The following is a 15,679-nucleotide window of genomic DNA, read 5'->3' as shown; positions in this document are numbered from 1 at the left end:
TCGGCTTTGCGATTCGCCGTAGGTATAGCGGTGGATCGGGCCCTCGACCGTCTTGGTGACAATTTCGGTATCGCCGTGGAATTCGGCGGCGTAATCGATCAGCGTCGAGATCAGAAGCTGTCGTCCCTGGATCAGTCCGCGCATGTCGGGGCTCCCTGTAGACCCGGAACTTCTCCGGGCAATTGTTGCAACGACGCAATTTTCCATAGCCGACGGCAGGATTCAACAGAGACGGTCCCGGCAAGCCGGCGAGAACCCCGATTTGGCCCTGGTTTGGCGCCGATTTGCGCCCTTCATGGTTTGGTGTAGGATGCCCGAAATCTACTCCGGTAACGTTTTGGAAAGAGGTTTCGATGTCCGCTTCCACCCCCCTGTTGGCCGGCAAAAAAGGCCTGATCATGGGAGTCGCCAACGAACGCTCATTGGCTTGGGGCATCGCCCGGGCGGTGGCCGATCAGGGTGCCGAATTGGCCTTCACCTACCAAGGTGAGGCCCTGGAAAAAAGAGTCGTGCCGCTGGCCGCCAAGGCCGGGTCGGAGATCGTCATGCCTTGCGACGTATCCGATCTCGACAGCATCGACGCAGCCATGACGATGGTCGAGGAAAAGCTCGGCCAGCTCGACTTTTTGGTCCACGCCATCGCCTATTCGGATCGCGACGAGCTCAACGGCCGCTATATCGACACCACACCGGACAATTTCGCCAAGTCTCTGAACATCAGCTGCTATTCCTTCACTGCCGTTTGCCAGCGCGCCGAGCGGCTGCTGAGCGACACTGCCAGCCTGTTGACGCTCTCTTACGTCGGCGCCGAGCGGGTGACGCCGCACTACAACGTCATGGGCGTGGCCAAGGCGGCGCTCGAGGCCAGCGTGCGCTACCTGGCCAGCGATCTGGGTCCGCGCGGCATCCGCGTCAACGCCATTTCGGCCGGGCCGATCAAGACCCTGGCGGCCTCGGGTATCGGCGATTTCCGCTATATCCTGAAGTGGAACGAGCTCAATGCACCGCTTAGGCGCAACGTCACCACCGAGGATGTGGGCGGGGCCGCGGTCTATCTGCTCAGCGATCTCGGCAGCGCCGTCACCGGCGAAGTGCATCACGTCGACTGCGGCTACCACGTGGTCGGCATGAAGGCTGCCGACGCCCCGGACATCGCCACGGTATAGGTGGCTCTCCAGCCTCATATCCCCCAGCCCCTATCTCATGTCCCACAACACCTTCGGCCACCTCTTCCGCGTCACCACCTGGGGCGAGAGCCACGGCCCGGCCATCGGCTGCGTCGTCGACGGCATGCCGCCCGGGCTGGACTTGACCGAAGCTGACATCCAGCACTGGTTGGATCGCCGCCGACCCGGTCAGAGCCGTTTCGTCAGCCAGCGCCGCGAGGCCGATCAGGTGCAAATCTTGTCAGGCGTTTTTGAAGACCGCACCACCGGCACGCCGGTGTCGCTGCAAATCGACAACACCGACACCCGCAGTGCCGACTACGAGGCCATCAAAGACCTCTACCGGCCGGGCCATGCCGATTTCACCTATGAGCGCAAATACGGCCACCGCGACTGGCGTGGCTCGGGCCGCGCTTCGGCCCGCGAGACGGCGTGTCGCGTGGCGGCGGGGGCGTTGGCCCGCAAGGTGCTGGGCGAGGGCGTGGTAGTGCGCGGCGCCCTGGTGCAGATGGGTGAGCGGCACGTAGACCGCGCCGCCTGGTCTTGGACGGCGGTGGAGGAAAACCCTTTCTGGTGTCCCGACGCGGCGGCCGCCACAGCCTGGGAAAACTATCTCGACGAGGTGCGCCGGGCCGGATCCTCAGTCGGCGCCGTTATCGAGGTCCAGGCCAGCGGCTTGCCGGCCGGCCTGGGGGCGCCCGTTTACGGCAAGCTCGACGCCGAGCTGGCGGCGGCCATCATGAGCATCAACGCCGTCAAGGGCGTCGAGATCGGGGCCGGCTTTGGCGCTGCGGCGCTTCGGGGCGAAGATAACGCCGACGCCATGCGCCCGGGCAACGACGGACCGAAGTTTCTCAGCAACAACGCCGGCGGCATCCTGGGCGGCATATCGAGCGGCCAGGACATCGTGCTGCGCTTCGCCGTCAAGCCGACCTCGAGCATCCCGACTCCGGTGCCCAGCATCGACCGCCGCGGCGCTGAAGTCGAGGCCGCCACGGGTGGCCGCCACGATCCCTGCGTCGGCATTCGCGCCGTGCCGGTGGGCGAGGCCATGGTGGCCTGCGTGCTGGCCGACCAGTTGCTGCGCCAGCGCGCCCAGTGCGGCTGAAGAGAGTCACTCCAACCCGTCAGAGGAAATTCATGTCCCAACCCGACCACATCACCGCCCTCGATCTCCAGGAGCCCGAGGTGCTCGACGCCGACATCGAGAAATACTACGCCAAATGCATGGAGAAGCTGGGGCTGGTGCCCAACGTCATCCGCGCCTACGCCTGGCACCCGGACAAGCTGCGCGCCTTCATATCGTTCTACAACGGACTGATGCTCGGCGAATCGGGGCTGAGCAAACTGGAGCGCGAGATGATTGCGGTCGCGGTGTCGTCGTCGAACCGCTGCTACTACTGCCAGGTGGCCCACGGCGCCGCGGTGCGCGAGCTTTCGGGCGATCCTATGCTGGGCGAACTGATGGTGATGAACTACCGGGTGGCCGAGTTGGAGCCGCGCCAGCGCGCCATGCTCGACTTCGCCGTCAAGTTGACCTTGGAATCCCACACCGTTGGCGAAGCGGACCGCCAGCGCTTGCGCGACTTGGGCTTCAGCGACGCCGACATCTGGGACATCGCCGAGGTCGCCGGCTTCTTCAACATGTCCAACCGCCTGGCCTCGGCCGTCGACATGATCCCCAACCCGGAATACCACGGCCAGGCACGCTGAGGCGCCGGCCGAACTTGTCATTGGCGGCCGATGCCCCTATGAATCGCCGCGCCGCCAGCCAGTCAGCAGCAGGAGCATGAGAAATGAAAGTCGCCAGTTTCAGACATCAGGATCGGGACAGCTACGGCGTCGTCAACGACGATGGCATCATCGACGTGGGCCGCGAGCTCGGCGGCAAATACAGCGGCTTGCGCCAGGTCCTGGCGGCCGGAGCGCTCGACGAGTTGGCCACGGCGGCGGCCGGCAAGGCCGCGGACCTGGGCTTCGACGACGTCAGCCACCTACCGGTGATCATTGATCCGGCCAAGATCATTTGCGTCGGCTTGAATTACGACGACCACCGCAAGGAAGGCGGCGCCCAGGAAGTCGACAATCCCACCCTCTTTACCCGCTTCGCCAACAGCCAGATCGGCCACGGCCAAGCCATCATAGCGCCCAAGGTATCCGACAAGGTCGATTACGAAGCCGAACTGGCCGTCATCATCGGCCGCCCGGGACGGCATATCGGTGAGGCGGAGGCGCTCGACTACGTTGCCGGATACGCCTGCTACAACGACGTCAGCATCCGCGACTGGCAGCGCCACACCACGCAATTCACACCGGGCAAGAACTTCGTAGGCTCCGGCCCCTTCGGCCCCTGGATGGTCACGGCCGACGAAATTCCCGACCCCCAGAAGCTGGCCATCTCGCTCAGGCTCAATGGCCAGGAGATGCAGAAAGCCAACACCGACCTGATGATCTTCCCGATTGTCACGCTGATCAAATACATATCGAGCTTCACCGCCCTCGAGCCCGGCGACGTCATCTCCACCGGCACGCCCTCAGGCGTCGGCTTCGCCCGCAAGCCACCGGTCTGGATGAAGGCCGGCGATGTCGTCGAAGTCGACATCGAAGGCGTCGGCGTGCTTAGCAACCCGGTGATCGACGAATAGAGGAGAGAGAGGCGGCGTCAGGCAGCCTCGGTCTTGCGCTTGGCCATGCCCGGGGCGACCACCTGATAGATGGTGGTGGTCTCGCTGACGCCTTTGAGCTCAAAGTCGCCCATGCTCTGGAACTCGGCGCCGCTGCCCTGAGAGAGCTCGCGCACCAGGTTGGTGGCGCAAATTTCGCCGGCTCCAGCCTTGTCGCAGATGCGGGCGGCAAGCTGCACCGTGGTACCGAAGAGGTCGCCATCCTCGGCGATCGGCGTGCCGGCATTGACACCGATTTTGATGTGCAGCGGGATATCGGGCTTCTTGGCGTTGTGTTCGACCAGCGCCTTCTGCATGGCAACGGCGCTCTTGACGGCGTTGGTGATGTTCTTGAAGGACGCCATGATGCCGTCGCCGGTGTGCTTGACCTCGTTGCCGCCATGGCGCTGCAGGGACTGGCGCACCACGGAGTTGTGAGTATGCACGATCTTCTGCGCCACCTCGTCTCCGTGGGTCTGGTTGAGCGCCGTCGAGCCCACGATGTCGGTGAACATGACGGCGATGGGAGCGTCGGGGTCGTACTGGTCGGAGGGCGTGTTCCAGCTTTCCAGGGCATCGTTGAGCGATTGGCCGTCATCGTCGTCGCCGTCGCCGAAACGTTCCATGGCCTCGTTGCCGGCCCGGAACATGTCTGCATAGCGCGGCTCCAGCAGGTACTCCTCGTATTTTTCGCCAAAGCGCCGGGCGATGCGTTTTTCCGAACCGAGCACGGATAGGCAGCCCTCGAGCAGCGAGACGAACTGTTCGTGCGTCAACTCGGCGACCCGCGAAGTCCGCTCGCAGGCGCCGGCCAGGTAAAGGTGGCAGCCGAACTTGTTGAGGGCGTCGAGCTGAAAGCCAGCCTTCATCATCGAGGCCAAGGATCCCTCGAGGAACTTCATCACGGAGGTGCGGGCGGAACGGAAGCTCTCGGTCTTGGTTGCTGCTTCGTCGACACCCTCGTCGTCTTCCTCGCCGCCCTCGCCCTCCACACCGTCCTTGCCATCCGCGGCCTGGTCGGGCGCCGATTTGGCATCGTGTTCGAGCTCGCTGCCCTCCTTGTCGGGGAAAAACATCAGCTTCAGGGCATCCCAGGTGCTGACCGTGGGAGGGATCCCGAGTTCCTTGGCCTCTTCCTCGGCCTCCTTGTCGCTGCTCATCAGCCAGGTCAGCATCACCGTCCGTTCCGAGGGCGAGATGAAGATGGCCGACAGCGAAACGAAGCAGGCCAGGAACGAGAGCCCAAACACCAGCCAGGTCTGGACCTAAAGGCTCATGCGGGGGCCCCTGAGCGTCGTCTGGGCATGCGCTCAGCCATAGAAGAAATTGGTGTAGACGTATGACGAAGAGGCGGCGAAGGCCAGGCTGACGCCGATGATGGTGATCAACTTGACGAAAACCACGCCGCCGCCCTGGCCGGCGCGGCGGGGCGGCGGGCGGACGCTTGTCCCCGGGTCCCAATCGCTGGTGCTATGGGCGGAAGCGCCTCGGGAGCCGAGCGAACGGCCGGCGTTGAGGTCAACGGCCATGTTGGCGAGGTCGGGACCATCGTCGACCTTGACCTCCATGCTGCTAAAGTCCTGGCCGCTGTACTGCTCGCCCACGGAAGCCAGTTTGGAGGTCGAAAAAACCGTCGATTCGCGCGTCTGGTTACTCCCGGAGTCGTAAGTTTCCTTGATCACCTTGACGGCCTCGACGCCGGGCGTATCGGCCACCCGCTTGGCGTCTTCGATAGCCTCGTCCTTTTCGAATTCGCCGTAGCGGGGCTCGAACTTCCACTCGCCGCCCATGCGGATATTGACTTCGTAGGTCGTATCGGCCACTGCCTCGTACCCTTCCCTGCCGGGTTGCTGTTGCGGGTTCGGCCACCTTGCGGCAATACACCCCTGTCGCGCGAAGGTCCCTGGGGAATCCCAGGACACACCCCCGGCACAGTGCCTCAATCCCTAAGTTTCCCCGGATCTCGGCTCGTTTGCAAGTGGCGTTCGTCGACCGGCGGGACGCCGCAAGTTCCGCCAGGAACCAGGCGCCAGAGATTGCGGCTGGCCGGCACAAAGGATAATACTAGATTATCGAGCAACCAGGGGCTAGCGGGGACCGGCGGGGGGCCCGAAGGGCGGCGCCGCGTGGTCGGCCGGTCTTGAGCTCCGCCCGCTTCCGCCTTGTGAAAAAAAGCACCCAATCAATCATGGAACGTTCATTCAAAAAGGAAGTCGAACTTCTGCGCCTGGGGGCCAACAGCACCTTCCACGGCGAAGGCATCCTGGCGGTGACCAAGGCGTTGTTGCAATCGGGGGTGAGCTACGTCGGCGGCTACCAGGGGGCTCCGATTTCCCACCTCATGGACGTGCTGGCCGACGCCCAGGACATCCTCGACGAGCTCGGCATCCATTTCGAGGCCTCGGCCAACGAGGCCGGCGCCGCGGCGCTCTTGGGCGCCTCGATCAACTACCCGCTGCGCGGCGCCGTCACCTGGAAGTCGGTGGTGGGCACCAACGTCGCCTCGGATGCGCTTTCCAACCTCTCCTCCGCCGGCGTCAAGGGCGGCGCCCTGATCATCATCGGCGAGGACTACGGCGAAGGCGCCTCCATCATCCAGGAACGCAGCCACGCCTTCGCCATGAAGTCGCAAATCTGGCTGCTGGATCCCAGGCCGGAGCTCGCCACCATCGTCAAGATGGTGGAACGGGGCTTCGAGCTTTCGGAAGCCAGCAATACGCCGGTCATGCTGGAGCTGCGCATCCGCGCCTGCCACGTCTGGGGCCAATTCCAATGCCAAAGCAACCGGGCCCCCGAGTTCTCGCGAAAACAAGTGCTGGAGAAGCCCGACTTCGACTTCGGACGCATCTGTCTGCCGCCCTCGACCTACGCCCAGGAGAAGCACAAGGTCGAGGTGCGGCTGCCGGCGGCCTTGGACTTCATCCGCCGGCACGAACTCAACGAGGTTTTTGACGGCGACGGCCAAGACGTCGGCATCATCGTCCAGGGCGGCCATTACAACGCCGTGGCGCGTGGATTGGCCCAGCTCGGCCTGGCCGACGCCTTCGGCCAGGCGCGCCTGCCGGTCTACGTCCTCAACGTCACCTATCCGCTGGTGGCCGAGGAATTCACGGCCTTTTGCCGGGACAAGAAGGCGGTGCTGGTGATCGAGGAAGGCCAGCCTGATTTCATCGAGCAGGCGGCCAACGTGTTCTTGCGCAAAGCCGGCCTGGAAGCCCGCGTCTTTGGCAAGGACGTGCTGCCCATGGCCGGCGAATACACGGCCGAAGTGGTGCTGGCGGGCCTGGCCGAATTCATTGCCGCCAGCCGGCCCGCCGGCATCGAGGTGACGGAGGTGGCGGCGCGGGCCCAGGCCCTGCTGGCACACAAGAACCGGGCGGCCGAAATTCTCGGCCAGCCGGTGCCGTTGCGCCCACCCGGCTTCTGCGTCGGTTGCCCCGAACGGCCGGTATTCAGCGCCATGAAGATCCTGGAGAAGGAAACCGGCCCGGTGCACCTTTCCTCTGACATCGGCTGCCACACGTTCTCGACGCTGCCGCCCTTCAACATGGGCAACACCGTCCTGGGCTACGGTTTGGGCTTGGCCGCCTCGGGCGGCGTGGCGCCGGCTTTCGGCAAACGCGTGATCAGCGCCATGGGCGACGGCGGCTTTTGGCACAACGGCCTGACCAGCGGCATCGCCAAAGCCGTCTTCAACCGCGACGATTCGGTGTTGCTGATCTTCCAGAACGGCTACACCTCGGCCACCGGCGCCCAGTACATCCCGAGCAGCGGCAAGAACGCCCGCGACGAGCCCAGCGGCATGGATATCCCGAGCGCGCTGCGTGGCGTCGGCGTCAAATGGCTGCGCCAAGTGCGCACCTACGACGTGGCGGCCATGGTGCGGACGCTGCGCCAAGCCATGACCACCAGCGATCCCGGCCTCAAGGTGATCGTTGCCGATGGCGAATGCATGCTGGCCCTGCAGCGGCGCAAGAAGCCCGCCGACCGCGCCCGACTGGAAGCCGGCCGGCGCCTGGTGCGGGAGCGCTTCGGCATCGATGACACGGTATGCACCGGCGATCATTCCTGCATCCGGCTTTCGGGCTGCCCCTCGCTGACCATCAAGCCGAGCTCGGATCCGCTGAGGCCCGACCCGGTGGCCAGTGTCGACCAAGGCTGCGTCGGCTGCGGCCTTTGTGGCGAGGTGGCCCATGCCGCCATCCTCTGCCCATCGTTCTACCGGGCCGAGATCGTGCAGAACCCGAACCTCTGGGACCGCTTCGTGGCGGCCCTGCGCGGGCGCCTGATCGGCTGGCTGGCCAGGCCCGGCGGAGCGCCGGCATGAGCGCCTTGCCGGAGCGTCCGCTCTCCGTCCTGGTGGCGGCGCTGGGCGGCGAGGGTGGCGGGGTGCTGGCCGACTGGCTGGTGGGGGCGGCCCAGTCCGAGGGCTTTCCAGTGCAGCGCACGGCCATCCCCGGCGTCGCCCAGCGCACCGGAGCGACCACCTATTACATCGAAATCTTCCCCACGACACGGGCCGAACTGGCCGGCCGGGAGCCGATCCTGACGCTCGTGCCCAGCCCCGGCGGCATCGACCTGATGGTGGCCTCGGAGTTGATGGAGGCCGGCCGGGCGCTGCAGAACGGTTTCGTCAGCCCGGACCGCACGACGCTGATCGCCTCGACCCACCGGGTCTATTCGGTGACCGAGAAAGCGGCGCTCGGTGACGGCCGTTTCGAGGCCGGACGCGTGCTGGAAGCGGCTCGTGTACTGGCCCGCCAGCGCATCCTGGCCGACCTGGCGGCGCTGGCCCGCGAGAGTGGCAGCATCATCAACGCCGTGCTGCTGGGCGCCATCGCCGGTTCGGGCGTCCTGCCACTTTCGCGCCAGGCCTACGAGGCCGCGGTGGCCGAGACCGGCATCGCCGTGGCCGCCAACCTCGAGGGCTTCGCGGCGGGCTTCGATATCGCCCGGGCCGGCACGCCGGAGCCCCAGATGGCCGAACCTGCGGCGCCACCACCGGCGACACCGCCGGCCAACCTGCCAGCCCTGGAAAAGCGCCTGCGCGAGACTTGTCCGGCCGAGCTTCACGAACTCGTCGGCGAGGCGGTGGCGCGGCTTGCCGATTACCAGAACGCCGCCTATGCCGGGCGCTACCTCGACCGCCTCGACGGTGTGTTGGCCGCCGACCAGAGCCCCGACCTCGCCACCAGCCGGAGCGTCGCCCGCCACCTGGCCGCCTGGATGTCCTACCAGGACGTCATCCGCGTGGCCGACCTCAAGACCCGGAGCGAACGCCTGCGCCGGGTGCGGACCGAGGTCGGCGCCAAGCCCGGCCAGCCCTTGCGCATCGTCGATTACCTCAAACCCGGCCTCGAGGAACTTTGTTCGTTGCTGCCCACCGCCATCGCCCGGCCGCTGTTGGCCTGGGCCGAGCGTACCGGCCGGCTCGAATCCTTCAACATCGGCCTCCACATCCCGACCTCCAGCGTCAGCGGGTTCGTGCTGCTGAGATTGCTTGGCGGCTTGCGCTGGTGGCGGCCGCGAAGCTTCCGATTCGGGGACGAACAGACCCGCATCGAGGCCTGGCTCGCGACCGTCACCCGGGCCGCCGCCTTGGATGCCGATTTCGCCCTGCAGGTGGCCGAAACGGCCAGGCTGCACAAGGGCTACGGCGAGACCTACCGCCGCGGCCGGCGCAACTTCGACGGCATTCTCGAGGCCCACGTGGCACCGCGCTTGGCGGCCGGCGAGGGCCGCGGCGCTGCAGCCGCGGTCGAAGGCGCCATCGCGGCGGCGCTGGCTGTGAGCTGAAGCAGGTTCTTAGGCGGCCAGCGGACGGTATTGAGCCGGATTGGATCCGTCGATAAGAATTCTCTTGTATTCCGCCTTGGGCACGCATCTTGCTGCCATCTCCTCAGCCGTCAGCTCAAGGTCGAGCCCAAGCTTCTCGGCGGCAACCAGGCGGATGACCACCTCGGCGTTTTCGTCTATGGGGTGTTCGCCGCGCTCCCAGCGCCCCACTGTCAGGTGTTCCTTTTTCACGATGCCGCCAAGTTCACCTTGCGTCAGGCCCATTTCGGTGCGCAGGAAACGAAGTTCCTTGGGGCCCATGCCTTGCGCGCCGCTGATGATGCTGTGCGCGATGACCTTGTGCAGCCCAAGGATGTTGGCAATCGAATAGACCTCTTCGCCGCCCGCATCGAGCGGAACCTCCATGTTTCGGATGGTGACGTTGTCCAGCCCACATTCCGTGTAGCGATAGTCTGCCATGGATTCCACCTCGCCTCTCAACCGGACCGCCGGTCCTCGTCCTGCCACATCACAGTGACCACCTTGATATTGTTCGCCGCCGACGGGATGACGACCGCGACGAAGGCCGGCCATTCGCTCCTCGGCCTGCCGGGTCCAGCCAAGCTTCAGATCAGGCCCGATCTTTTCACGAATCCTGGTGGTGGCGTGGGCCGGCGTCCACGGTTCAGGCGCATGGGGGCACATCGCGTATCTGTATCATGATGATACATCATGTCGAGAAAAAGATGGTCCCCGCCGACGGGCGGCATGGTGCCACGCTGGGAAAATTCCACCCCGACCTCGAATAGCGACCCCGGATTCCAAGGCACTCGCCGCGAGGTGGACCGACAGCTTCAGAGATAAACCTCGGCGTCGAGCCGGTCGAGGATTGCGAGCACCTCATGCGAACGATCGCCACGGATGAAATTGACGGCGCGTTCGCCTTGCAACTGCGGATGGCGGGCGTAGAGCCAGGCGCGGATCTCTCCTGGATCGTAGTATTCGCGCAAGCACATTACCACGTAGTGCAAGCGGGAAAGCACCAGTTGGGTAGGGGGATTTGGCGTTTTCTGCCCCTTCGCCCAGCACGACGCTGTGGCCCTGGAAACGCCGGCAATGTTGGCGACGTCGACGCCCCGAAGCCCGCCCGCTTGGCGCAAGTCGTCCAGGAACCGAACCAGGGGTTTTGCCGCGGCGGTGCTCATGCCGTCCCTCAGACCACGCGGTTGAGCAACGCCTCGCCGGCCACCAGGCGGCGGCCGTTCTCGATCGCCACTTCCAGGCTGCGGCCGAAGGTCTCGCCGGTGAGCCAGGCCACGTGAGGCGTCAGCACAACGTTTTCCAGGCCCAGCAGCGGATTGTCGTCGGCTATGGGCTCGGCGGCGAAGACGTCGAGGCCGGCACCGGCCAGGCGGCCTTCGCTGAGCGCCGCCAGCAACGCCGCCTGATCCACCAGTTCGCCGCGCGCCGTGTTGATCAGTAGCGCGCCCGGTTTCATGAGCGAGAGCGCCCGGGCATCGATCAGGCCGTCGCTCTCGGGCGTCAGCGGGATGTGCAGCGAAAGAATGTCGGACCGGGCCAAAAGCTCGTCCAGCTCCACCCGCTCGGCCGCCGCCTCGGGCGGCTCTACAATGTCATGGTAGATGACCCGGGCGCCCAGCGCCGCCAGCACAGGGGCGAGAACGGCCGCCACGGCGCCGTAGCCCAGCAACCCCACCGTGCGGCCGCCGATCTCGCCGGCCCCGGCCTGCAGCTCGGGAATCGAATCCCAGCCGGCGCCACGGCGCATGGCGCCGTCGAAGCGCACGATCCGGCGCAGCACGGCGATCATCAGGCCCAGCGCCAATTCGGCCACGGCGCGGCTGTTGCTGCCGGGCATGTTGCAAACCGGAATCGAGCGCGCCCCGGCCGCCTCGAGGTCGATGGTGTTGACGCCGATGCCGAATTTCTGGATCAGTTTCAAGCCGCTCGCGGCGGCAATGAATTCGGCCGTCACAGGCTTGAGCACGTGCCAGAGAACCTCGGTGTCGGGGGCCAGAGCCGCCAGCTCGGCGTCCGTGCGCCCGGCCCGCACCTCGAGGCCCTGGTCGCCGAGCGCCACCAGGCGGCTTTCCAGCTCGGGCGCCAGGCGATAATCGATGGTGATCTTCATTTTTGCAAAAGCCTCCGATAGACGGGTGCCAGAATGGCCGGCCAGAGATAGATCGGCAACTGGCCGACGACGAAATAGAGGAAGATGTCGGGATGCGCCCCGGCCGGCAGCACGGCCAGCAGCACGCCGAGATTGCGGTTGCCGAGCACGTAGCCGCAGGTCAGCGCCTGTTGCCAGCCGGCCCAGGCGAAAGCCAGCGTGCCGGCCGCCAGGTGAACGAAACTGACGGCGAAGGTGAGCCCCGCCAGGCCCAGGATAAAGGCCGGATCGGCCAGCAGGCGTGGCGTCAGGCCGTCGACGATGGCGATGGCGAAGACAATGAGCGCCAGCACGATAAGCCCGTCGACCACTTGGCCGTGCTCGGCCAAGCGCCGGCGGCCGACGATGCGGCGGATGGCGACGGCGGCCACGGCACCGCCGCCGATCAGCCCGGCCAGCCTGAGCCAGAGCCCGAAAGCGTCGACCGCCACGTCGAGGCCCAGCAGTTCGACGGCCACCAGCGGCAGCGTGAACGGCAGCAACAGCGTCCCCCCCACCATGACGACAAGCCCGAGTGCGGCGTCGAGCCCCAGCATCAGTGCCAGAGCCGGGGTAGACGACAACGAACACGAAGCCGCCATCAGAATGAGTGCCGTCGTCAGCCCTGGGCCCAAGGGCAAGAACGCCAGCAATCCGGCCGCCAGCAGCGGCGACAGCACCAGCATCCAGCCCAGCAGGCCCAGCACCAGGAAGGGGCGGTGGCGATAGCCCAGCACGTCGCGCCATTCGATGCGGATCATGGTGAACAGCAACAGCGCCGCCACCGCCGGCGTCAACGTCGGCCTGAGCAGAGCCGCCAGGGGCTGGGCCACGATGCCGATCAACAGGCAAAGCGCCATGGCCGTGGTGGCATGGCGGCCAAGGAAAGCAAGCGGGCGCAGCAGCATGGCCGAACCTAGCCCGCATTTCCAATCCGGTCACGGCCGACCTCGCGCCCCGGCGCCGTCAGGCCCAGACCGGGCAAGATCTTACGGTCAAGGGTGGTGTGGCCCGGCCTGGGGATCCTCGAAAAGGTTGCGATGGCGGTGCCAGATCACCAAGCTGCCGCTGCCGGCCACCGCCAAACCGACGACTGCGAACAGCATGGCCTTCAGTTCCGCCGGCAGGCAGGCCTGGCAGACGGCCTCGAAAAAACCGGCGAATACGGCGCTGGCGATCACCCACAGCGCCAGAAAGGAAAAGCCCAGGATGACCCGGGCGATCGAACGGAAGCCGTTGTCGTGCATGATCCCTGCGTCCCACTCCGCGGGGGGCTGTGCCTGAGGAAAACCCCCATCTGGTATATAAATCTCTATCAGGCTCCTACATATTGACTGAGGCACCAGATATTGTCAATTTTTTCTTTTGGGATCAATATATTGCGCGATGATCTTGAACGATTCGCGCAAAAGAGCTGCCGCGGGGTGGCCGCTGAGGCCCCCCCCCCCGGCAAGCTGAAGATAGTGGTGTTTAGTGGACCGCGAAGTCTTCGGTCTCGTCCCAGAGCTCATCCAGGCTGAGGTCGTCGCCCAGCGTTTCCAGCTCCTTGCTGGCGGCGGCGAGATGACGGTCGTGGCGGCTCTGCTTGCCCATGATGTCGTCGGCGTCGGCACCCAAAAGGTCGCGAAACTCGTTGTAGTTCTCGAAAGTCATGTACATCGGTGTTCTCCCGTTGCGCTGAGGCCCGGCTCATGCCGCCTCGTCAGGGTCCCTCGCAACCCGTGTGCCAGATGAAAAAATTTCGGGAGTAGCGTTTTAACCCATTGAAAAATATATTGAATCCGATTCTTGCCCGGAAGCGCCAGGCTTTCCCGACGGATCACAGGCGGAATCATTTGCCGGCGTTTGTGTCATCATGGCAACGAGGCTGGATCCGGGCACAGCGATGACGACAGGGGAAGGCGGCAAACTACCGGTGTGGTCGACCATCGGCCGGGCCTACCGCCTGGTCTTTGCCAACATCACGGCCTTTGCCGCCCTGGCGGCGCTGCCGCTGGGGCTGAGCTATCTGGTGCTGCTGGCCGGCGATGGCCTGGCCGCCCGCCTCGAGCTCCACACCCTGGTCAGGCTGTTGCTCGAGCAGCCCCTGCGCTGGCTCTTCTGGATCGCCTTCGCCGTCGCCTGGCACCGTTACGTGCTGCTGGGCCGGCCCCAGGACCGGCGCTGGCTGGGATTCCGATTTGGGCGCCGGGAGGCTCGGTTCTTCTTCTACGCGCTTTTGTTGGCGCTGCCTTTCGTGGTGGCTTTCCTGCCGCTTTTCATCGTGCCGCCGCTATTGCAGAAGAGCCACTGGACCGTGCAGGCCGGCGCCATGGCCGGGGTCGGCCTGGTCATGCTGGCGATCTTCGCCGGCGGCTTCTTTTGCAGCGTGCGATTCTCTTTCATCCTGCCCTCGATCTCGGTGGACAGAACGGGCGGTCTGGAGACGGCCTGGGCCGAGACCAGCGGCTCGGGCTGGCGCATCTTCGCCGCCACCATGCTGGGCGCCATTCCGCTGGGTGTCGTGGATCAGTTGCTCCGGGCCCTGGTCATCGAGCTCGGCGAGTTGCCGGCCCTATTGGCACTGCTGCCCTTCGTGCAGCTCGTGACCTCGTTCCTGTTTACGGCGATCCTGGTCTCGATCCTCTCGCTGGCCTTCCGGGCCAGAAGCGGCTGGAAGCCGGACGCGAATTGAAAACGGCCCGTGGCCGCGGTTACTGGGCGTCCAGGCTGCCGGCGACGACGTTGCCGCGCTTGATCACGGCGCGGTGGTTGGCCTTGTCGGCAGCCGCCTGGATGTCGGCCACCGGGTTGCCAGCGACCAGCAGCAGATCGGCACGGTTGCCCTCGGCGATGCGGCCTTCGTCTTCGATGCGGTTGAGGGCAGCCGCATTGCCGGTGGCAGCCACCAGGGCGTCGCTGGGCGAGACGCCGACGTCGACCAGGTAACCCAGCTCGCGGGCGTTGTCGCCGTGCAGGTTGAAGGGCGTGCCGGCATCGGTGCCGGCCGCCAGCTTGCCGCCGGCCTTGTAGAACAGCCGGATGGCCTGGCGGTGGATTTCCGCCACCCGTTGGGATTTTTCGATGGCGTAGTCGGGGATGCCCTGGTCGGTATTGACGAGAATATTGTTGATCGCCCCCAGCGTCGCCACCAGGTAGGTGCCGCGCTCGACCATTTCCTCGACACAGCGCTCGTCCAGGTAGATGCCGTGCTCGACCGAGCTGATGCCGCCGCGCACGGCATTGAGGATGCCGTCGCGGCCCTGGGCGTGGGTTGCCGTGGGTTTGTGGAAGCGCTGGGCCTCACTGATACCGGCAGCCATTTCCTCGGCGCTGTAGTGGGCGTCCTCGGGGTTGACGCCGGGCGTCATGACGCCGCCGGTGGCCATGATCTTGACCAGGTCGCAGCCGGCGTGGATCTGCTCGCGCGCCGCCTTGACCACCTCGTCGACGCCGTCGGCGACGCGGCCGATGCGGTTGCCGTGGCCACCGGTCATGCAAATCACGCGGCCCGAGGCGCGGATGGTGGGGCCGGCGAAGGTGCCGGCGTTGCAGGCGTCGCGGGCGGCGAACTCGAGGTAATCCTTGCCGCCGCAGTCGCGCAACGCCGTGACCCCGCCGCGCAAGGCCTTCTGGGCGTTATCCAGAACCTTTAGCGCGACGGCGCCGTCGGAGAGCTCGGTCAGGGTCTTGAAGGGATCGGGCTCGCCGCCAAAGCAGAGGTGGACGTGGCAATCGAAAAGCCCGGGCATCAAAGTGGCGCCCGTGGTGTCGACGCGTTCACCGGCGAAGCCCTCGAATTCCGCCAGCGGCGCCAGGCGCTGCACCCGGCCCTCGGCGATCATCACCCCGTGGTCATCGAGAAGCGTTCCGCTGCCGTCGAAAACCAAGCCCCCGGCAAAAAGTGTCGACATCTATGTTACTCC

The 15,679-nt window shown here is 65.7% G+C and carries 16 protein-coding genes; 7 read left to right on the top strand and 9 right to left on the bottom strand.

What is annotated here, in order from left to right; genetic code table 11:
• The first annotated feature begins 353 nt into the window (after positions 1-353).
• The 4 genes from fabI (at position 354) to QGG75_17435 (ending at position 3,811) form a co-directional block, all read left to right on the top strand.
• Entirely contained in the window at positions 354-1,166 is an 813-nt protein-coding gene (gene fabI / locus QGG75_17450) for an enoyl-ACP reductase FabI (protein ID MDP6069016.1), read from the top strand.
• Between the two features lie 37 nt (positions 1,167-1,203).
• Positions 1,204-2,274 (top strand): chorismate synthase, encoded by a 1,071-nt coding sequence (aroC, locus tag QGG75_17445; GenBank protein MDP6069015.1) that lies wholly within the window; start codon positions 1,204-1,206, stop codon positions 2,272-2,274.
• A 32-nt stretch (positions 2,275-2,306) separates the two neighbouring features.
• Entirely contained in the window at positions 2,307-2,879 is a 573-nt protein-coding gene (locus QGG75_17440; protein MDP6069014.1) for a peroxidase-related enzyme, read from the top strand.
• Positions 2,880-2,962: 83 nt separating this feature from the next.
• Complete coding sequence (locus tag QGG75_17435) at positions 2,963-3,811, top strand: fumarylacetoacetate hydrolase family protein (protein MDP6069013.1); 849 nt, start codon at positions 2,963-2,965, stop codon at positions 3,809-3,811.
• Positions 3,812-3,828: 17 nt separating this feature from the next.
• Here QGG75_17435 and QGG75_17430 read toward each other — a convergent pair whose 3' ends face one another.
• A complete protein-coding gene (locus tag QGG75_17430; protein ID MDP6069012.1) occupies positions 3,829-5,079 on the bottom strand; it encodes an adenylate/guanylate cyclase domain-containing protein in 1,251 nt (416 codons plus the stop codon).
• Positions 5,080-5,139: 60 nt separating this feature from the next.
• Positions 5,140-5,652 (bottom strand): hypothetical protein, encoded by a 513-nt coding sequence (locus QGG75_17425; protein MDP6069011.1) that lies wholly within the window; start codon positions 5,650-5,652, stop codon positions 5,140-5,142.
• 365 nt (positions 5,653-6,017) lie between these two features.
• Between QGG75_17425 and QGG75_17420 the strand changes: the two genes are divergently transcribed.
• Both QGG75_17420 and QGG75_17415 read left to right on the top strand, forming a co-directional pair.
• The gene (locus QGG75_17420) at positions 6,018-8,156 is read left to right on the top strand and encodes an indolepyruvate ferredoxin oxidoreductase subunit alpha (protein ID MDP6069010.1); all 2,139 of its coding nucleotides are present in this window, start codon (positions 6,018-6,020) and stop codon (positions 8,154-8,156) included.
• A complete protein-coding gene (locus QGG75_17415; GenBank protein MDP6069009.1) occupies positions 8,153-9,625 on the top strand; it encodes an indolepyruvate oxidoreductase subunit beta family protein in 1,473 nt (490 codons plus the stop codon). The genes QGG75_17420 and QGG75_17415 overlap by 4 nt, the downstream gene beginning before the upstream one ends.
• A gap of 9 nt (positions 9,626-9,634) precedes the next feature.
• On the opposite strand, the gene QGG75_17410 is transcribed toward QGG75_17415, so the two are convergent.
• From QGG75_17410 to QGG75_17385, 6 genes are all read right to left on the bottom strand, one after another.
• Positions 9,635-10,084: a transcriptional regulator gene (locus QGG75_17410; protein ID MDP6069008.1), complete on the bottom strand. Its 450-nt coding sequence runs from the start codon at positions 10,082-10,084 to the stop codon at positions 9,635-9,637.
• Positions 10,085-10,458: 374 nt separating this feature from the next.
• On the bottom strand, positions 10,459-10,809 hold the full coding sequence (locus QGG75_17405) for a hypothetical protein (GenBank protein ID MDP6069007.1): 351 nt from the start codon (positions 10,807-10,809) through the stop codon (positions 10,459-10,461).
• An 8-nt stretch (positions 10,810-10,817) separates the two neighbouring features.
• The gene (locus tag QGG75_17400; GenBank protein MDP6069006.1) at positions 10,818-11,756 is read right to left on the bottom strand and encodes a 2-hydroxyacid dehydrogenase; all 939 of its coding nucleotides are present in this window, start codon (positions 11,754-11,756) and stop codon (positions 10,818-10,820) included.
• A complete protein-coding gene (locus QGG75_17395; protein ID MDP6069005.1) occupies positions 11,753-12,682 on the bottom strand; it encodes a hypothetical protein in 930 nt (309 codons plus the stop codon). The genes QGG75_17400 and QGG75_17395 overlap by 4 nt, the downstream gene beginning before the upstream one ends.
• Positions 12,683-12,769: 87 nt before the next feature.
• On the bottom strand, positions 12,770-13,021 hold the full coding sequence (locus QGG75_17390) for a hypothetical protein (protein ID MDP6069004.1): 252 nt from the start codon (positions 13,019-13,021) through the stop codon (positions 12,770-12,772).
• Positions 13,022-13,244: 223 nt separating this feature from the next.
• Positions 13,245-13,433 carry a hypothetical protein gene (locus QGG75_17385; protein ID MDP6069003.1) on the bottom strand — a complete coding sequence of 63 codons (189 nt, stop codon included), beginning with the start codon at positions 13,431-13,433 and terminating at the stop codon, positions 13,245-13,247.
• A gap of 226 nt (positions 13,434-13,659) precedes the next feature.
• On the opposite strand from QGG75_17385, the gene QGG75_17380 reads away from it, so the two are divergent.
• Complete coding sequence (locus tag QGG75_17380) at positions 13,660-14,448, top strand: hypothetical protein (GenBank protein ID MDP6069002.1); 789 nt, start codon at positions 13,660-13,662, stop codon at positions 14,446-14,448.
• A gap of 19 nt (positions 14,449-14,467) precedes the next feature.
• Here the strand turns inward: QGG75_17380 and QGG75_17375 are convergent, their stop codons facing one another.
• Complete coding sequence (locus tag QGG75_17375; GenBank protein ID MDP6069001.1) at positions 14,468-15,667, bottom strand: amidohydrolase family protein; 1,200 nt, start codon at positions 15,665-15,667, stop codon at positions 14,468-14,470.
• Positions 15,668-15,679 lie beyond the last annotated feature (12 nt).

The sequence above is a fragment of the Alphaproteobacteria bacterium genome, from assembly GCA_030740435.1.
GTDB lineage: Bacteria > Pseudomonadota > Alphaproteobacteria > UBA2966 > UBA2966.
The sequence above is the reverse complement of the archived record's forward strand: the minus strand, read 5'-3'. Positions and strand labels throughout refer to the sequence as shown.

Bases quoted from the DNA above. Each gene is read 5' to 3' on its own strand.
- aroC (MDP6069015.1), top strand. From the start codon at position 1,204: ATGTCCCACAACACCTTCGGCCACCTCTTCCGCGTCACCACCTGGGGC.
- QGG75_17385 (MDP6069003.1), bottom strand. From the start codon at position 13,433: ATGTACATGACTTTCGAGAACTACAACGAGTTTCGCGACCTTTTGGGT.
- QGG75_17395 (MDP6069005.1), bottom strand. From the start codon at position 12,682: ATGCTGCTGCGCCCGCTTGCTTTCCTTGGCCGCCATGCCACCACGGCC.
- QGG75_17400 (MDP6069006.1), bottom strand. From the start codon at position 11,756: ATGAAGATCACCATCGATTATCGCCTGGCGCCCGAGCTGGAAAGCCGC.
- QGG75_17410 (MDP6069008.1), bottom strand. From the start codon at position 10,084: ATGGCAGACTATCGCTACACGGAATGTGGGCTGGACAACGTCACCATC.
- QGG75_17375 (MDP6069001.1), bottom strand. From the start codon at position 15,667: ATGTCGACACTTTTTGCCGGGGGCTTGGTTTTCGACGGCAGCGGAACG.
- QGG75_17390 (MDP6069004.1), bottom strand. From the start codon at position 13,021: ATGCACGACAACGGCTTCCGTTCGATCGCCCGGGTCATCCTGGGCTTT.
- QGG75_17415 (MDP6069009.1), top strand. From the start codon at position 8,153: ATGAGCGCCTTGCCGGAGCGTCCGCTCTCCGTCCTGGTGGCGGCGCTG.
- QGG75_17440 (MDP6069014.1), top strand. From the start codon at position 2,307: ATGTCCCAACCCGACCACATCACCGCCCTCGATCTCCAGGAGCCCGAG.
- QGG75_17435 (MDP6069013.1), top strand. From the start codon at position 2,963: ATGAAAGTCGCCAGTTTCAGACATCAGGATCGGGACAGCTACGGCGTC.
- QGG75_17420 (MDP6069010.1), top strand. From the start codon at position 6,018: ATGGAACGTTCATTCAAAAAGGAAGTCGAACTTCTGCGCCTGGGGGCC.
- QGG75_17380 (MDP6069002.1), top strand. From the start codon at position 13,660: ATGACGACAGGGGAAGGCGGCAAACTACCGGTGTGGTCGACCATCGGC.
- fabI (MDP6069016.1), top strand. From the start codon at position 354: ATGTCCGCTTCCACCCCCCTGTTGGCCGGCAAAAAAGGCCTGATCATG.
- QGG75_17405 (MDP6069007.1), bottom strand. From the start codon at position 10,809: ATGAGCACCGCCGCGGCAAAACCCCTGGTTCGGTTCCTGGACGACTTG.